General features: G+C 39.1%; 20 protein-coding genes. 2 read left to right on the plus strand and 18 right to left on the minus strand.

The genetic code is table 11. The features are described 5' to 3' along the window. Window positions 1–6: 6 nt before the first annotated feature. The 5 genes from HMPREF0014_RS13505 to HMPREF0014_RS13525 all read right to left on the minus strand — a co-directional run bounded on the left by HMPREF0014_RS13505 (window position 7) and on the right by HMPREF0014_RS13525 (window position 2,624). A complete protein-coding gene (locus HMPREF0014_RS13505; protein ID WP_001167468.1) occupies window positions 7–900 on the minus strand; it encodes a hypothetical protein in 894 nt (297 codons plus the stop codon). Continuing rightward, window positions 900–1,349 (minus strand): hypothetical protein, encoded by a 450-nt coding sequence (locus HMPREF0014_RS13510; protein WP_001240941.1) that lies wholly within the window; start codon window positions 1,347–1,349, stop codon window positions 900–902. The genes HMPREF0014_RS13505 and HMPREF0014_RS13510 overlap by 1 nt, the downstream gene beginning before the upstream one ends. Then, window positions 1,349–1,993, minus strand: a complete 645-nt coding sequence (locus tag HMPREF0014_RS13515) for a hypothetical protein (RefSeq protein ID WP_001187723.1) — start codon at window positions 1,991–1,993, stop codon at window positions 1,349–1,351. Before HMPREF0014_RS13515 ends, HMPREF0014_RS13510 begins: the two co-directional genes overlap by 1 nt. A 126-nt stretch (window positions 1,994–2,119) precedes the next feature. After that, on the minus strand, window positions 2,120–2,386 hold the full coding sequence (locus HMPREF0014_RS13520) for a type II toxin-antitoxin system RelE/ParE family toxin (protein WP_000119670.1): 267 nt from the start codon (window positions 2,384–2,386) through the stop codon (window positions 2,120–2,122). Beyond that, a complete protein-coding gene (locus HMPREF0014_RS13525) occupies window positions 2,349–2,624 on the minus strand; it encodes a type II toxin-antitoxin system Phd/YefM family antitoxin (RefSeq protein WP_001015563.1) in 276 nt (91 codons plus the stop codon). Before HMPREF0014_RS13525 ends, HMPREF0014_RS13520 begins: the two co-directional genes overlap by 38 nt. A 199-nt stretch (window positions 2,625–2,823) precedes the next feature. On the opposite strand from HMPREF0014_RS13525, the gene HMPREF0014_RS26255 reads away from it, so the two are divergent. Further along, on the plus strand, window positions 2,824–3,003 hold the full coding sequence (locus tag HMPREF0014_RS26255; RefSeq protein ID WP_254977142.1) for a phage antirepressor N-terminal domain-containing protein: 180 nt from the start codon (window positions 2,824–2,826) through the stop codon (window positions 3,001–3,003). A gap of 166 nt (window positions 3,004–3,169) precedes the next feature. On the opposite strand, the gene HMPREF0014_RS13530 is transcribed toward HMPREF0014_RS26255, so the two are convergent. Then, window positions 3,170–3,421 (minus strand): hypothetical protein, encoded by a 252-nt coding sequence (locus tag HMPREF0014_RS13530; RefSeq protein WP_000229653.1) that lies wholly within the window; start codon window positions 3,419–3,421, stop codon window positions 3,170–3,172. A 206-nt stretch (window positions 3,422–3,627) separates the two neighbouring features. Between HMPREF0014_RS13530 and HMPREF0014_RS13535 the strand changes: the two genes are divergently transcribed. Then, window positions 3,628–4,524, plus strand: a complete 897-nt coding sequence (locus HMPREF0014_RS13535) for a phage antirepressor N-terminal domain-containing protein (protein WP_000210194.1) — start codon at window positions 3,628–3,630, stop codon at window positions 4,522–4,524. 85 nt (window positions 4,525–4,609) lie between these two features. Here HMPREF0014_RS13535 and HMPREF0014_RS13540 read toward each other — a convergent pair whose 3' ends face one another. The 12 genes from HMPREF0014_RS13540 to HMPREF0014_RS13595 all read right to left on the minus strand — a co-directional run bounded on the left by HMPREF0014_RS13540 (window position 4,610) and on the right by HMPREF0014_RS13595 (window position 15,929). Continuing rightward, window positions 4,610–4,888, minus strand: a complete 279-nt coding sequence (locus tag HMPREF0014_RS13540; protein WP_001098596.1) for a hypothetical protein — start codon at window positions 4,886–4,888, stop codon at window positions 4,610–4,612. Between the two features lie 61 nt (window positions 4,889–4,949). Further along, window positions 4,950–5,717, minus strand: a complete 768-nt coding sequence (locus tag HMPREF0014_RS13545) for a hypothetical protein (RefSeq protein ID WP_001067773.1) — start codon at window positions 5,715–5,717, stop codon at window positions 4,950–4,952. Window positions 5,718–5,735: 18 nt separating this feature from the next. Next, window positions 5,736–7,031, minus strand: a complete 1,296-nt coding sequence (locus HMPREF0014_RS13550) for a hypothetical protein (RefSeq protein WP_001022848.1) — start codon at window positions 7,029–7,031, stop codon at window positions 5,736–5,738. 118 nt (window positions 7,032–7,149) lie between these two features. Beyond that, a complete protein-coding gene (locus tag HMPREF0014_RS13555) occupies window positions 7,150–7,437 on the minus strand; it encodes a hypothetical protein (RefSeq protein ID WP_000151778.1) in 288 nt (95 codons plus the stop codon). A gap of 4 nt (window positions 7,438–7,441) precedes the next feature. After that, window positions 7,442–8,068 carry a hypothetical protein gene (locus HMPREF0014_RS13560; protein WP_000718480.1) on the minus strand — a complete coding sequence of 209 codons (627 nt, stop codon included), beginning with the start codon at window positions 8,066–8,068 and terminating at the stop codon, window positions 7,442–7,444. Window positions 8,069–8,131: 63 nt separating this feature from the next. Continuing rightward, window positions 8,132–9,910 carry a hypothetical protein gene (locus HMPREF0014_RS13565; RefSeq protein WP_000217477.1) on the minus strand — a complete coding sequence of 593 codons (1,779 nt, stop codon included), beginning with the start codon at window positions 9,908–9,910 and terminating at the stop codon, window positions 8,132–8,134. A 154-nt stretch (window positions 9,911–10,064) separates the two neighbouring features. Next, on the minus strand, window positions 10,065–10,367 hold the full coding sequence (locus HMPREF0014_RS13570; RefSeq protein WP_000120883.1) for a hypothetical protein: 303 nt from the start codon (window positions 10,365–10,367) through the stop codon (window positions 10,065–10,067). Next, the gene (locus HMPREF0014_RS13575; RefSeq protein WP_000934752.1) at window positions 10,364–10,912 is read right to left on the minus strand and encodes a hypothetical protein; all 549 of its coding nucleotides are present in this window, start codon (window positions 10,910–10,912) and stop codon (window positions 10,364–10,366) included. Before HMPREF0014_RS13575 ends, HMPREF0014_RS13570 begins: the two co-directional genes overlap by 4 nt. Then, window positions 10,902–12,032 (minus strand): hypothetical protein, encoded by a 1,131-nt coding sequence (locus HMPREF0014_RS13580; protein WP_001272164.1) that lies wholly within the window; start codon window positions 12,030–12,032, stop codon window positions 10,902–10,904. The genes HMPREF0014_RS13575 and HMPREF0014_RS13580 overlap by 11 nt, the downstream gene beginning before the upstream one ends. A 1-nt stretch (window position 12,033) precedes the next feature. Then, entirely contained in the window at window positions 12,034–12,312 is a 279-nt protein-coding gene (locus HMPREF0014_RS13585; RefSeq protein ID WP_001243271.1) for a hypothetical protein, read from the minus strand. 14 nt (window positions 12,313–12,326) lie between these two features. Then, window positions 12,327–13,865, minus strand: a complete 1,539-nt coding sequence (locus HMPREF0014_RS13590) for a phage tail protein (protein ID WP_006581292.1) — start codon at window positions 13,863–13,865, stop codon at window positions 12,327–12,329. 72 nt (window positions 13,866–13,937) lie between these two features. Then, window positions 13,938–15,929 carry a terminase gene (locus HMPREF0014_RS13595; RefSeq protein ID WP_001162225.1) on the minus strand — a complete coding sequence of 664 codons (1,992 nt, stop codon included), beginning with the start codon at window positions 15,927–15,929 and terminating at the stop codon, window positions 13,938–13,940. Window positions 15,930–15,948: the final 19 nt, after the last annotated feature.

A 15,948-nucleotide genomic window follows, 5' to 3' on the forward strand; every position in this document is an offset into this window, starting at 1 on the left:
TTTGACCTACAAATTAGCAATCCAGAACTTTGATGAAGTCCCCATTGATCCCCCGATTGCGCCTGTATCTATATGATGTGCAGCAGTTAAAACGACATACTTCTTACTATCTATTTCAAATATATCGCCTGCATTCCAGTTCAAATTTAGTGGTCTAATAATGGTCCCACGCATAATCAAAACTTTTTCCAAGTTTTTGACTTGTCGGGCATCTAAACCAGCTCTTTGCGTCACAGTGTGGCCTGGGGTTATTGAGTCATCACCAACAACCGTTGAACCGTTATTCTCAACTGTGACAAAAGATGATTTTTGCATCAGTTCCAAAGGTTTACTTGATATCCAAACGACACTGCTAGGATCTAGTTTTGTGATAGGTTCCTTTTTGAAGAAAGAATCAATTTTTTGAGCAGACACTTTATTATTTTGAAAGCAAATTACAGCTGCTTCTTGTTGCAGATAATGAGCCAAGCGCTGTGTAGGCATACTACCCTTTAAACAAACAAATTTAGGCAAAGGTAAATCACTGCCCAGACTGATCGTTGCACCACAAGCTCGAATTACTGAATTAAAAGAAGTTTCATTACTAATAATTGCTTGCTTTGAATATTCGATAAGTCTTTTACAACCAGCCAAAATACCAATACATGAGATGCCACCTACTCGCCGATCTTGTTTAATAGTCTGAGTTTTTAGAGGGGTAACTTTGATAAGTTCGAAAGGATGAGATATGTCATTTACAGTAAGTAGCTCCCCTTCTTTTAAAAGGGAGTCTAATTCAGTAGTAGATTGAACTGTGAACTCAATAGATGCGGGAATAGGTACGAGATCAGTTCTTAAAGTTGCACTAATCAGCTCAGACGCTGGAATAATTTTACCCGCAGATACAATGGTGATTTGCATTAACGGTTCCCCAAGTTAAAATTAAAACTCATTGGGGCCATACAAAACGCAAGTTTAGGCAAAGCGTCTTTCTTTTCATTATAGTTCTGTTGAGCTTCTGATACAGATAGCCCATAACTTTCGACTCCGAGCCCACGAGTAGCTTCAACCAATCTAGCTTGCAAAAGATCACAGTGAGCTTTTACTAAAGGTTGGATGATTACGTACTCATCACCGCTAAGTTCGATAGTTTCATTCAGTTCAATACTCGTGGTAGCTTTAGTTTGACAATCTAAAACAGCCCATCCGGCATAATATTTTGCCTCATCTAAAAATGCTTTCACGATATCATCAAGCAAAATTGAATAGCCCGATAATTGATATTCTTTATAGAGTTCTTCTGAAAGTTGCTGGATAGAACCAGCAACTACAGCATACCCTTCAGATTCAGGTAATAACTTCATAGCCATTACCCGAAAAGATTGCCTAATGTACGTGATGTCGCATTAATCGTTGAGTTGCGTACAGCTTGTTGAGCAGTATTGATTACCTGCTGAACGCGATTCACAAGTTCAGCTGTACCATCAATTTCTTTTTTACCCGGCTGAATACTGCCGTTGGTACCAATGTTTGCGAAGCTACCAAAGTAGTTATAGTCGATTGGGCAAGAAACTGTCATAACTTGAGATCGGCTATCTGAATCATACTCAGCTGACTCAAAGCGTATAGCACAGTTTTCAAGTGCATAAGAACGGGTAAAACTACCTAAACGGCCATCGTAATAATCACCATGGATGATTCCACCACTAGCTACGACATATTCAGCTAATAGTTGATCATGCCCTGCTTCAGTTACTAGGATTTGAAGGTTGCCTGTGTAATGGGTTTTCGGGGGACCAGCAACAATTCCAGTAAATCCACCCGCATATTGAACTTCTGCTGGATCTTCATTACTCACAATTGGCCGTGGGCAACTTTTAAATAAGAAGCGAAGGTCTTCCATGCCACGAGGAACAAACATCCCCTGACACGCTAATAATGGTGAACCAAGTTGCTGTAGAGCAATGTAATCTTGTTTAAGCTGATTTAGTAAAATCGGATTAGATTGTTGCATAATTTTGATGCTCAAAATGCAGATTTATGCAACAAGATTAAGGATGTTTTTGCTATTGGTTTTTAATCAGTTCCATTTTAGAAAACTGACTTTATATTAATAAAAAACCCGCAAAAGCGGGCTATATCACATCTGTTTATAGATAACATCTCGCCTATCTACATCAAGAACAAGAACTACGACTACATCATCCTTGACTTGATATAAAAGGCGGTATCCTGCTGATTTCAGTTTAATCTTATATAGATCAACTGATCCTCTCAGCTTATTCTTCGGTATCTTAGGGTTATCTAGGATTGCTTCCAGCTTACGAATAAACTGCTCAGCGATTTGTGGGTTAAGTTTGTCAAACTTTTTAAGAGCTGTTTTTGAGAACTCTAGCTCGTAACTCATTAATAGATACCTTCACAGTTTCGTCAGTATCAACTTGCTCGGCTAGTTTAATTAGTTCCTGATCTTCAATTAGATCCATCATGCGTTCATACATTGCTGCCGGAACACAGTAGAATTCTGGATTATTTCTATTCAGAATAGCTACTGCTTCGCCAAAAGCATTTTGTACAACTGCTGTAGGATTCTTTTTTAATTCAGAAACACTAGCCACAAATCGACTATGGATTATGTGGTTCATGACGTTTCTCATTTGATGTGTCCTACATCAATTTGTAGCCAATTGATTAGAACCGTCCTCAGAAAGTTAAGTTTGCTACAGGGTTAACTCAATATAAACAATTTGAAGATCTGTTTCAAGACCTGTTTAACAACCACTTAATAGGTCTTAATAAAAAAGCCACCCTAAAAGGTAGCTTTTTAAATCAGCTTTTTATCCAATATTTGGTGGTACTCGCAGAACCTGTACTGAAGGTACACCCCGATACACACCCATGAAGCATATCGTTGATGGCATTGGCTTAGATTGGGCTTCTCAGTTTGTTAAGTTAAAACAAATAGTTAATCAAGTTGTTATGATTTTCATAATAACTGATTTTCTTGTAATGTGCCTAAAATAGAAAGGATCTGATTCAGTACTGGGCAACTTTGTTCTAGCTGTATTTACTGCCGGTGCATAAGCTAAAGCTTTGGACATAATAATGACCCTATTCATTGAATAAAGCCATTATTTACAATGAGGAAAGCTTAGAAGTTAGTTAGTTCCAACTCCACAAGAAAAATATTTTAGTTTTCGATATCTTTATCATCACATTCAAGCCAAAAGACATCTTCAAACTTCTCGCATACACCAGCTTTTTTTAGTTCGGTGTAAATGAGTAAGGCACGATAAACACTGATGTGTTTTCCTGCTTCTGCATCTTTTATATACCTATTAAGCACATGATTATTTGATATAAATCCGCATTGTTTAGCTAATTGATAAACTGTCATACCAGCTTGCTCTCGCAAAGTTGCGACATTGTTTTTTTCAACCATCACGATATACCAAAAAATATTTAGTTCAGTGTATCACAAGAACAATTGCTATTAAATATAATTTTATTAATACTCGTAATTGCTATTATATTTAATAGTTGTTATATTTAACTCATCAGGACAGGATATGGTCTTGATAAAAAGAACCCCTTGTACCGATCAAAGTAAACAAGGGGTTATATCCAATCTCTAAGAGGAAATTAGACATGACTACTTTAACTCAAATCACCGTACCTTTCCACAATGCTGAGTTGTACTTGGTGGAACATGATGGTCAGCCATATACACCCATGAAGCCTATTGTTGAGGGTATGGGGTTAGCTTGGCAGTCTCAATTAGCAAAACTGAATGCCAATCCTCAACGATGGGGTATAACGAAAATCGTTATACCTACTCTTGGCGACTTACAGGAAATGGTTTGTCTACCACTAAGAAAACTTCTTGCTTGGCTCACCACCATCAGTCCTAACAAAGTAAAACCTGAACTTCGTGACACTGTCATCATGTACCAAAACGAATGTGATGATGTCTTATGGAATTACTGGACAAAAGGCCAAGTAATCAATCATAGAAAAGCTATCTCACCTGAACAACAGCATGCTTTACATGCAATCGTCGATCGTCGTGCAGGAAAAGATCGAAGTTTAAGAGCCTCTATGTGGATACGTCATAATCGCCACTTTGGAATTGCTAAATATAGCCAATTGCTTTCAATCCATTTTGATGATGCGAAGCAGTATCTTGAGACAATACCACTTCATGAGCTAGGCCCAACCGAAACAGATACACTTAAACGTTTAGAAAAATTTGTAGATAATCTCGCTGCACGGTATCCAGCATTAGAAAATCCGCTAGCTTATGAAATAGCACAGCATGTAGGTGAGAAGCTAAAGTATCAATCTCCCAAAGGTCCGAAAAACTTCTGGATTTCGATTCAGGAAAACGGCGCTCTTTCAGTACAGCAATATTCTCTACACCACACGCCCATTAATGTCGTGCAACTACGCGAAAAGTTTAATGGGCTATGGGAGTTTCTTCATAAGGATGAAGTACTTGAGCTTGGCAAAGTATTAAAACGCTTTCCTTTTGAACCTGTGAACTGAAAGGGCATATCATTAAATTAAGACGTTCCTACTGGAACTCCCCTTATATTAAAGCCAGCTATACAGCTGGCTTTCTTTTTAGAACTTATCCAATATTTGGTGGTACTCGCAGAACCTGTAATGAAGGTACACCCCGATCTAGCGCATCTTGGACACAACGATAATCAGGATTATTTGGTTCATAACCAAGTTCACCACGGATATTACCCTTATGTATTGTCATCGGTGCATCAAAACGCCCACGCATAAAACGACCAATAATAATTGTGTCAGTTAATGATTGATTGGTCTTTATTTCTGTTTTATCAGTTTTTTTCTGATATTGAATACCAGGCGCTTCACCTATGATTTGAGTTGTATTCATGAGTATTTCCTTAATTAAATGGATTATAGGTAAAGCCAAAAATGACCTTACCTATGAGTAATTAGTAAATACCTAAGCGTTTACCTTTTTTGAATGAACGTAAACGCTTGTTGATTGCATTTGCAGTAAAAGCATGAAGTCGAGCTTTTTTCATACCAGCTTTTTGTGCTGCAGTTAAACGGACCTTTTGACCAGGTAATCGTTTATTCACAACGGTTTTGACACCTTGACGAATAGCCAGCACACCACGGTAGTGAATTTTTCGCCCATTTACTTTCCGTTGGCTAAATGCTCCATTTCGAGCTTTAATTTTTTTAGCCATTGAATCGAAACCTTCTTCAGTTTCATCTGCTTCACCGAAAATAAACTCACGAACCAGTTCTTCAAGTTCAGGGCCTTCGTCTGGCATATTAGCAAGAACTGTATTGGCTGCTGCTTCTAACGCCGCATCAGCAACTTCTGTATCATCACTAAAGATCTCTTCAATATCAGTAGCGTCAACGCCAAATGTTAAGAAAGCATCGGAAAGAGACGCCATCAAAGCGTTTTCATAGATACCGTCTTCATCATCTGCACCATCTAATGCATCGACAATTAATGCGTCTAAATGATCAACGCCCAGTTCACCTTCTTCAAGCTTACCTTCACTGATTGTATCTACCGTATCAGATAGAATGTTCAGAGCAATTTGTCGTACTTGTTCAATCACAGATTGCTGTTCTCGATCAGTACTTGAAACCTTACTTACAACGGTAGAAATATTCTCCGCTGCTGAATCAAAAGCACGTAAAGCTAAAGGTTTTTCTGTAGTTGGGCCAAATGGATTCATCTTGATAGATCCTTAAAATTATTTAACTAAAACGTCGTCATCAAAAATTGCGGCACGAGTTGTACCAACAACTCCATGGGCTAAATAGAGTCGTACACGCTCATATGGATAGTCTTTGTCAGGTATTAAACTGAACTCAAAAGGTTTACCACCTAGATCTTCAGCCGGTTGTAACCAACCGGTTGTTTCACTAGAAGCACCCTCTAAAAACTCTTGAATTTCATCACCAGCTTTTTTGATATAGTCCGGTGTAGCTTGGAACATGTAAGTTCTAAGGATTTCGATACATTTATTCGTAACTCGTGCCGCAATCTCAGCTGCAGGAACTAAACGCAATGCACTATTTTTACTTTGATACTGGGTTAATACATCACTTAAAACGAATAATGTAGTTTCAAACTTAACTGGGCGAACTACATTTACTTTAGCCTTTGCCAACATTTCTTGAGTCTGTTCATCTTCAAGATCAATATTCGGCATCTGGCTTAAGTTTTTTGCTGTAAATGGATAATCTTTCCAAGCTACTGCATTTTTTAACGGCGCAAAGCCTTGTTTATTTAACTTTGCGTTACGTAATAATTTATCGCCGATGTAATGGCCCAAATAATAAGCTGGGACCTTACGCCCTCTTAGTGTGACAGCACCAGATGGACGGCATAGGTTCGGACTCCAAATGAATTGAACAAACTGTGATTGTGCATCTACACTTGTCGCAAATTGAGCTGCTTGCTCAGCTGTAAAAGTTGGGTTGATTTCAGCATCCAAAGGAATACGTAACTTTGTAGCTGCACGTTGTGCCGCAACATAAATTGGTAAATCATGAGGATTTGGTAAAGTCAGATATGCTGGTGTACTTAATTGACTCGTCAGAATCTTATATAGTTCATCTGGATTAAATGATGGTAACGATTCATCTTCCAATGCCAATGTTTTTGAAGCACGACCTAAGCTATTTGATTCGTTATAAGCATTTGATTTGAGTATTGCTTGTAACGCATCAATACCTAACGATAAATCAAAACGCTCAAAATATTCTTTCGCATCAGCTACAGCGACAATAGAAGCAGAATTTTCAATGTCTCCATCTACTAATCCCTGAACAGTAACAATTTGATCACCTGTTACCGCATCACGGATTTCCAAACGCATAGAAATATCTGCAGGACCGCGTGGGCTAGTTACTTTCGCAAAAAAGGCCACATTGATTTCTGTATTTGCAAGATAACTGTGAGTATCAAATTCCAGTTTTAGTGATGGGCTGGCCCCTGCTACAAGGGATAGCTCACCTGTACTTGATAGAGCAAGTATATTCATTACATTACACGCCCAAGGCTATTTGTTTTAAGTATTTTGAGCCGTTGGCTTTTTTGATTTTCTGGCTAGTTCCAATGTAAAAAAAACCACTCGAAAGTGGTTTTTCATTTCCTAAATTTTATAATCCGCTAGCAGGTTCTGTAGGCTCTTCTGCCTCAGTAGGTACAATTTGAAGTACATTACCTTTCAAGCCATTAATTTGATCTAGGTTATCTAGCAATTGTTTATGAGCTTCGTCACCGATCAAAGTGAATGTGACCTTTTGACCAGCTTGTACCAAAACTTGCGTAAATGGTTCGGTAATGTCACTTAAACCGTTATTTTGAAGTGTAATACTTCGTTCAGTAGGATGATCACCAACAGCATCCATAATTGGGTTCGTGCCATCAATAATGAAAATAGTCATCTTGTTACTCAACAGTTAGATTCTTACCAAGCCCCTTCAACTGACGTAAGTTTTCCAGTACTTGATGTTTAAATGTTTGGTTATGACACGTAATACTTGCTGTTTTACCTGCCTCAATAGCAACACGTGATAACGGTTCTAAAACTGTTGAAAATCCGTTATTAGTAACTTTAATAACTAGCGGATCCACGCTACTCCCACCTGATACTGTTAACAAATCCGTAATGGGAGTATTAACTTTAGAAGTATCAGTTTCTTTAAGGACATGATCCGATTCCGTCCCCACATCATCACCAGACTTACCACCATTTGAATCTAGATCATTTGAAGGTTTGACAGAATCATTCGATGTTTCAGTTGGATTTCCATTTTCTTGAGTATTGGACTCTTCATTATCTGAATCGCCATTTTTCAAATCAGTAGGTTTATTACCTTCATCTTGAGATGCGCCGTCTTCAGGACCTTGGCTATTTAACAAATCACCTTGGTCTGAAGCTTTTTCATCACCAGCTTGGGTATTCTGTGTTTCTGTAGTTTTATTGGTTTTATTACGTGTGTTTTTTTGTTTAGTAGTCGCTTGTTCGTCAGTTGAAGCTAAAGTTTCGTCAGTGTTTTGTGTTGCAGCAGCCATGAGATTTTCCTTTCAATAAATAGGGTAAAAAGGCGCATCGAAATGCGCCCTTATCTGTTTTACTTACGAATTTTTGAGAGATGGCATATTGATACAGTGGATGACATAGCTTTGATCAGCATAACGTTCTAACGGGTTCATTTCGGCTGCTTGAGCACCGATTAAAGTAAGTACTGATTCACGCGCATCTGGTCGAGTTTCAATAACTGAAAGAGGCGTTTGAATAAAGCCAACGAACGGCGCACGAATTGGCTCATTACCACGACCAACTAAAAGCATATCAAACGCTGTATCTGCTTCAGCTACAAGCTCTTGTGCTGTCGGTGCGTGGTAAACGTTTGTACCATCTGCAAGAGTACCAATACGGACAATTTGACCATAACCAGCAGTGTATCCGGTTTTAACTGGCATCTTGTCGCTTGACAGTTGATTAAAGAATACTGACCCAGTATCGCCAACATATAAGTCAAATGCTACGGTAGAGCCACCAGTACGTTGGTTAATATCCAATTTGGCAGCTGCAATAAATTTATTTACTTCCGCAAACAAGTCACCTGAAGTATTAAATGCAGCTGCTAATTTTCCAGTCACACCACGAGAAGCATCAAAAGTAACTTCACGAGCGGAGTATTCAGCTAAATCTTTTGCTTCACCTAATAAACGTACAGTTTGTTCTAAGAAGATTTTACCTTGAACAATTGCTAAAGCCTGACCCAGAAAACCAAGCTTAAGTTCGTTAGTTAACTGAGATTGTAATAGTGTTGAAGCTGTTACCCGTGCCATGATAGGTGACGCAATCAATGTTTCATATTCAGGTTCGAAATCAACACCAACTGGGGTTAATAGATAGTTATCATTACCATCACGCGCATCAAAATCCGCCACAAGATGAACTTCAATTTTCGCACCAGCTGGTAATGCTTCATTTAATGTCACGCTAATTTTGCTAGCTGAAATGTCAATTTCGCTACCAACTACACGATATTCAACGCCGTTTACTACTACGTCTTTCTCAGCAATAGCAGAAATCTTGCCTGAAAATTTTGATTTACTGCGATTTCGAGTATGCGCAACTTCTTTACCATTGATCTTAATAGATACATTACCCGCAATAAATGGCAATAAACTCGCTTTGGCGTCAGGTGTTTTAGCCTTGAAGTCTTCATAACCAGTTCGTGCAGTCACAGTATAAGTTGCACCTGCGCCACCATTAGACAATGCAAAACGGAATCGTCCTTCAACATAAGGCTTAGAAGCATTTGCACCATCTAAGTATTCTGATTTCTTCATTGCACCAAAATCACGGTTGGTGATAAAGCGAATAGATACAATCGGTACTTCATTTGAGCCATTTGAGTTGGGAATCATAGCAACGATAGGTGTTGCATAAGCGATAACGTTGGCGATAGTAGCAACTGTAATTGCTGGAACGATGCTTACAGATTCATGATGCTGGTGATTTACATCATCAAAACCAGATTCATTAATACTATCGTAATAGCTAAGGGTCTCGGCAGGCAAAGCAGCTGCTTGTTTCGCACCACTTAAACCAGCAGTTAATGCAGCTGCAATGATTGAAGGATGTGGTAATTCACCTCCATGACGTGATTGATATTGTGATACCCCAAACATCACAGCTTTATCAACTTCTGGCGCATATTCGATACCAATTGAATCAAAAATTGCTTTTAATACTTCTGGGTACTCATCTGCCGCTGTTTGAGCACTGTCAAACCCATTTTCAAGCTCTTCAGGACTTTTGAAATAGTAATTTCGGCACTGAACAGTAGCTAGTTGTTGAGCATCATACTTTTTACGAATTTCTTCTGTTAACACAGTCATTTTAAACCAGCCTTTGGCTTTCTATGTAAGATGCAGAAAGTCTGACATGGCGTATTTTTACTAAAACTGGTCGGTTCCAAACATAAAAAAGTCCCCAAAATTGAGGACAAAGAAAATGTAGCTAAAGGACCATCTCAGCCCTTTATTTATATAGCTATCCGCTTACACCACTTGAAACATAAATCTCCACATTATCACCTGCTTTCACTTTATAACGGAGCTTATCCCAGCAATGCTGTCTAAACGGTTCAGTATCGGGCGCAGCAGCTGTTAATGTAAGAATAGACACCCAGTGAGAATCGTTTTGCGGATCTGCATATGGAATATTGCTTCCGAAAAACTCTACTTCTGCCCCGTTCCCGATTACCTGGTAATTGAATATTGCAGAAGTACATTGTTCAGCCATTTCAATGTCGCCTGTCTTTTTACCTTTTTCATTGAAAATTAAATAGCTCATTTAGTTTCTCCATCACCTATAGGTGAAATAAACAAATCATCTCTACGGTTTAAAACATACTTACTGCCAAAATCTGCCATGAGGCTAAAACCAGTAATATTTACAATCTCAAACCACAACATTAGGTTTTCATAAATCATTAAACCTAAAAGATCACCTTCTTTAAGAATCAAGTCAGGGATGTTGATTATCCTTTCCAAAACATCATCCAATTCTTCATTGAATGTCTCTACTTGAGCGGTTAGCACCAAGTCAGATGGGTTATTCATTGAGAAGTTCTTTTGAATATAACCACCATTAAATTTATCGAAATGAACATAAGCAGCGCCCTTATATTCATACTTGTAGTTGGGTTCGTCTTGAATCGATAAAGTGTTCGCTTCAAAAGAAAGAGGATCTAAAGGTTTTGAATCTTCAGCCGGATTATTGAAAACTACTTCTTTTCGCCAAATTTGCGCGGGAATACTTGCTAGAGCATTCATCACAACACGTCTAGCTGCTAAACGGCGTCCATTTGCAACTTGATTTACTGATCTATTTAGCATTTCGACTTAAACCCTTCATAAAGACATTTAACATGTCATTGTCGATTGCGCCTGATTTATGTAAGGCTTGAATTCTTTCAATTTGACTTGCTCTAACAGTTTCCACTTCAAAACGTTTGAGGGTTTTTAATTCGCGTTCTAAGAGCTTTTTGGCAACTTTATCAGCTCTACGCATCATTTCTTTTTCTGCTTTTTGGATATTGGCTTTGATTGGCTTAACAGAACCATTCATCAAATCCATTACTTGCTCGTTAATTGAATTCTGTATTTGCTTATCTGTTTGCTTATACCGTGCACCTACTTGTTTCTTACGGTCTTTCTCTACTTCCTTTTTAAGGTAGGCAATCCCTGCTGGTGAACTAATCCACTTAACAACCCGCAATACATGCTTACAAGCCACACCGGATAAATGCGGGTTACGTATTTTCGGAAAGCCGCCCTCATCACGACCCAAATTGTAGCCGCCAATAGTTGCCATATAGCGGTACCAGAACGTATGACGTTCGCAGTCACACTGAAATTTGATTTTGCCTTTAGCTAAGCGGTTTTTAACAGTGGTTAATGCCTGCTTGTCGATATCAAATACGACAGATTTAAAGTTTGAAAACTCAATCTCAACGTGATGATTTAAGACTTTACTATTTGGACCGGCATTCGTAAGTAAGTGCACTAATCCAGCTTTTCTGCTTACTGGAACCGCCAAATAGATTTGCTCATTTGCCCGGTCAATATCGTCTTGTCGGCTTAAATTAATGATGTTTTGAGGGGTAATACCCTTACTATACTGATCTTTTAATAGTTGAATGTTTTCCTGAAATGCCAAGATATCATCACGGGTAATACGCCGTGGTACTTCTCCATTTCGCTGACCTAATGTTGTAAAAAGTACCCTTTCGACATCATATTTTTCCCCTTGGGCAATATCTTGTGGTCGCAAGAACATAGGTTTAGGGATCTTTCGTCCCCAATCATCATATTCAATTTCTTTTTCTGCAAATGCCCGCTGTTCTCTATCTGCACGCTGGCGGCTCTGTTGATCTCTACGAACTCCACCATTTTGCAAAGACTGGTTTAATTGCAGCTGGGCACGGCGTAAATCATCTGGCTTGAATGCTGACATTTTAATTATCCTGCAAGTATTCTTTTTGAAGTCTTAAAAGATCAACAAGCCTTGGAAAAGCCACCTTATTAAGAGGTAACTTTTCCCAAACGCCGTTCACACCACACGCCACAAGTACTGCATCAATATGGTTTCTTGAACCATATAATTTCAAACTCAACAGTGATGGATCTTGAGATTCATCGTCTTTGATTTCCCAAACAATCAGATTCTGAATATTATTTTGTTGAAGATTCCGGTGAATTAAGTCTCTAATAGCATTTCGATAATCATTTCTCATACTGTTTTACCTATTTAAGCTTTAACAGTACTTACACGAGCAAAGCCACCAGTACCTGCTTTACCAGTGTTACCATTACTTTCGGTTGCAACACCAGGTTCACCAACAACTAAAGTCATATACTGAGTTTTTTCGGTTGAATTCACATATCGGCAAATGAGTAAACCACCACTTGCACCACCACCACCAAGTGCCCAGCCATCATCACCTACACCATTAGCACCATCACCACCAGCACCCCAGTTTGATACTGGACTTACTGATGCGCCGCCTTTGTGGTTTGTTTGGTTTGCAGCTGTACCAGCGTTACCAAGCTTGCGTGAAATTTCGGTTATGTTTGATGTCACAGTGATTACACCTGCTAAACCACCAGCACCATTTGAGAAAGCACTACCATTCGACCACTGACCACTGGTACCGCCTTTACCGCCGCCAACAACCGCCAAATCAAGTTCATTTAAACGTAAGCGTGTATCTGTTCCACTGGTCCCATGTGCCAATGCTCCTAACTCCCAGACACTGCCACCACCAGCACCACCAGCACCAACCAAAATGAATTCTTTTTGTTCTTTCGGTTGAATTGGAATGATATAAACACCTGGGACTGTGTAATCGCCGTTTCCATCGTTTAGTGTTTCTGCAGCTACCTGAACAACGGACCAATTCACAGTACCTGAATACCCTATCCGGTTTTGACCTGAGCGGTCCCAAACTTCATATGAAAAACCCTTTTCAGCACGGGTAAGCTTCCATGCTTCATGTGGGCTTTCTGGTGTTAAATAGATTGCATACTTTGAATCACGTAAATCAGTAACTTTGCCACCTAGTTCAACTGTGGCTGAGCTACCAATATTTACACCTGCTCCAATTAATTTTGGATATTGAGCATCTAAGTTTTTCTTGAAATCGATTAACTGCTGTAACAAATTTTTGGAACTAAGATCTAGATCATCAATCTGTTGTTGTAAATCATCGTCTTTGGCTTTTACATCTTTTTCAAATGCATATTGGGGGTGCGGATCCTCATGCTGATTATGTTCAGTCATGAGCTTACGAATTAACGCGCCGTATTGTGGGTGTGGGTCTTCATCTGCACTATGCTGATTCATCAACATCACAGCAATTGGTGTGTTTGGATCAATCTTGATAGTTACGTTTTTTAAATTAACGTCAGTTAAAACAAATCCAAATGTAACAATGGCTACTACGTTTGCATGTAAAGACATGATTGATTGAGCAGCTGTAGTCGAGGCCACCGCAAGTAAAGTGCCATCTGATAGGTAAATACCCATCTCAAACACTTCCATTGTTAAAGTGGGCTCAATACTCATTACAAAACGCAAAGTACCCGTTTCTGTATCTACACCACCGCCGTTAAGAGAAAATCTAGCTAATTCATTTTTAAGAGAAGTTAGGTTTTTCGCTTCTACTGATGCATCAAATTTGCCGGTACCAACAGCAAGATGGGTAAGTTCCCCACCAAAGCTAGCAACATCACCCACTTTATTTAATGCATTCCGACCTGCGTTAGTTAAAAAGAAGTTAATAGCCATAACCCACCCATATGATTTATTGATCTATGGTAGTTATGAAGAATATGTATTTAAGTGGGCAGTTCCATATAACTAATCATTTTCTTTTTCAGCTGCTTCTCTTAAAGCACTGAATCTTGACTTACGTTCAGCTTGTTCACGCCCTTCCGGTGTATCGTCAGTGACATTTACAGTTTCGTAAGCTTCAGTGTAGTGAACGTTTTCCAAGAATAAGAAAGCAAAAGCATCACCGATATCCGGTGATTTAATTCCCATCCGTTTCATTTCATCTTTACTCAAGATTTTATAACGAGCAAAGTCATCAAAACGGTATGGAACGTGGATTAATTGATCTTTAATTTTCACATTGTGTTTCTTCGTTTTTATTTTAAAACGGCCACTTGCGATTGCTCGAGCTAAGCCCACATAAGCTAATGACCGTTTATTTGTAAACTCTTTTCTATTGTCATTACTAAAACATTGTGAGCCCCAATAAACAGGAACGTAGAAAATACCTTGCTTTTTAAGGTATTGGCCTAAACCTTTACCCGCCCCGTTATCATCTACAACCAAGTTAGCATTTGGGTACTGTAAAAGTAGCTCATTAATCTTTGCAAATAGTTCTAAGATATCATCTCTGTTTTTGCATAATGGAATATCTACAACTTCTACACGGCGTGCGCGCTCTCCCCATTGCGCTTCACCCCAAACTTTAGAAACAACAATTACTGAATCGTCACGGCCAACACCACCACCAACATCAACAGTAATGACATAACCGAATTGATGGTCATCAAAAATACTCGCGCCAACATACATTTCTTCGGTTTGACGCTTCGTGATTAAGAACTCATCTGATAAGTCTGGGAATTCACCTAGTACACGAATCTTATACTGAGCATCTTCCCTGCTGCCGTATTTTTGCCGTTGTTCCTGTAAGGATTGTTCACTAACTAGTGGTGACTCTTCCCCGTTAAATGTGAGTGCAATCCAAACACCACCAGCTCGATGACTTAACTTGTGATGAGTCTCATAGAACATACCCGCGTTACGGGTAGGCTGTGAGGTCATTACTGCACGGTTGTCTTCATGCGTTAAGGCACCAAAAGCTACATCAAGTACAGCATCATCTACACCACTGGCCTCATCGACCCAGACCATGTAGTTATCGCCGTGGTTACCAGCTAAGTTTGTAGGTTGATGTTTTGGTGCTGTCTTCGCAAAGACATACCATTTTTCTTTATAGCCTTTGATGTATACGAGTTCAGACTGGTACCCAACATAATCAGCAAGCCAAGCCAAAGGCCCTTGCTTCAATCGTGCTAGATTGATACTGATTTCTTTCCAGACTTGTTTCTTTAACTGCCCAATCTGCGGAGCAGTAAACATCATGATGGATTCATCAAAAAACAAGAGATGCCATAAGGCAACAATACCGGCACTGGCCGTTTTACCAGTGTTATGAAGTACTAAGTCATCTTCACCCAAGAAAAATGGATCTGGATCGAGTACAAAACCGTAATATTTACCTTCACCTAGCTCAGTAACCGATGTAATTTTTAAAGGCTTATGTTCCCCATCTATAAGCCTATAAGATGCAAACTGTTCCCTACTTTCAGGTTTAAGGTTCATATATTGAGAAACAAGCAATTCAATCTTGTCGCCCTTTGACCACCCGTTACCATCGTATAAAGAAATTAAGCAAAGAATATGTGATTTATTGAATGTATGAGCTTTACCATTCTCATATTCAAACCGGAACATTTCCTGATAACCGGTTACTGTTTTAATTACATCTAGTTCTGTCTTACCATCTGCAGCAAGAATTTTATGATTTAGATTAATACGCTCAACTGGGATAAATTCCCCATTGGCTAATTTGATTAAAGTCCCTTTACCAAAGCAACCATGCCCCGATGCTACTGAAGTACGGCTACCATCAAATGCAATAGATTCAAAAAGTAATTCTTGTTGCCATGTGGGTTCGACACCTAATGCTTCTACGGCGAAAGCATAGATGTCGTATCGATAACGCTCACAAAGTTCCCACCATTCGGGAATTTCTTTTAATGGTGCCAAAGCCATACCGTAAAAACACCATTAC

Origin of the sequence: Acinetobacter sp. RUH 2624, from assembly GCF_000162375.2 — a bacterium.
In the GTDB taxonomy this organism is placed as follows: Bacteria; Pseudomonadota; Gammaproteobacteria; order Pseudomonadales; family Moraxellaceae; genus Acinetobacter; species Acinetobacter nosocomialis.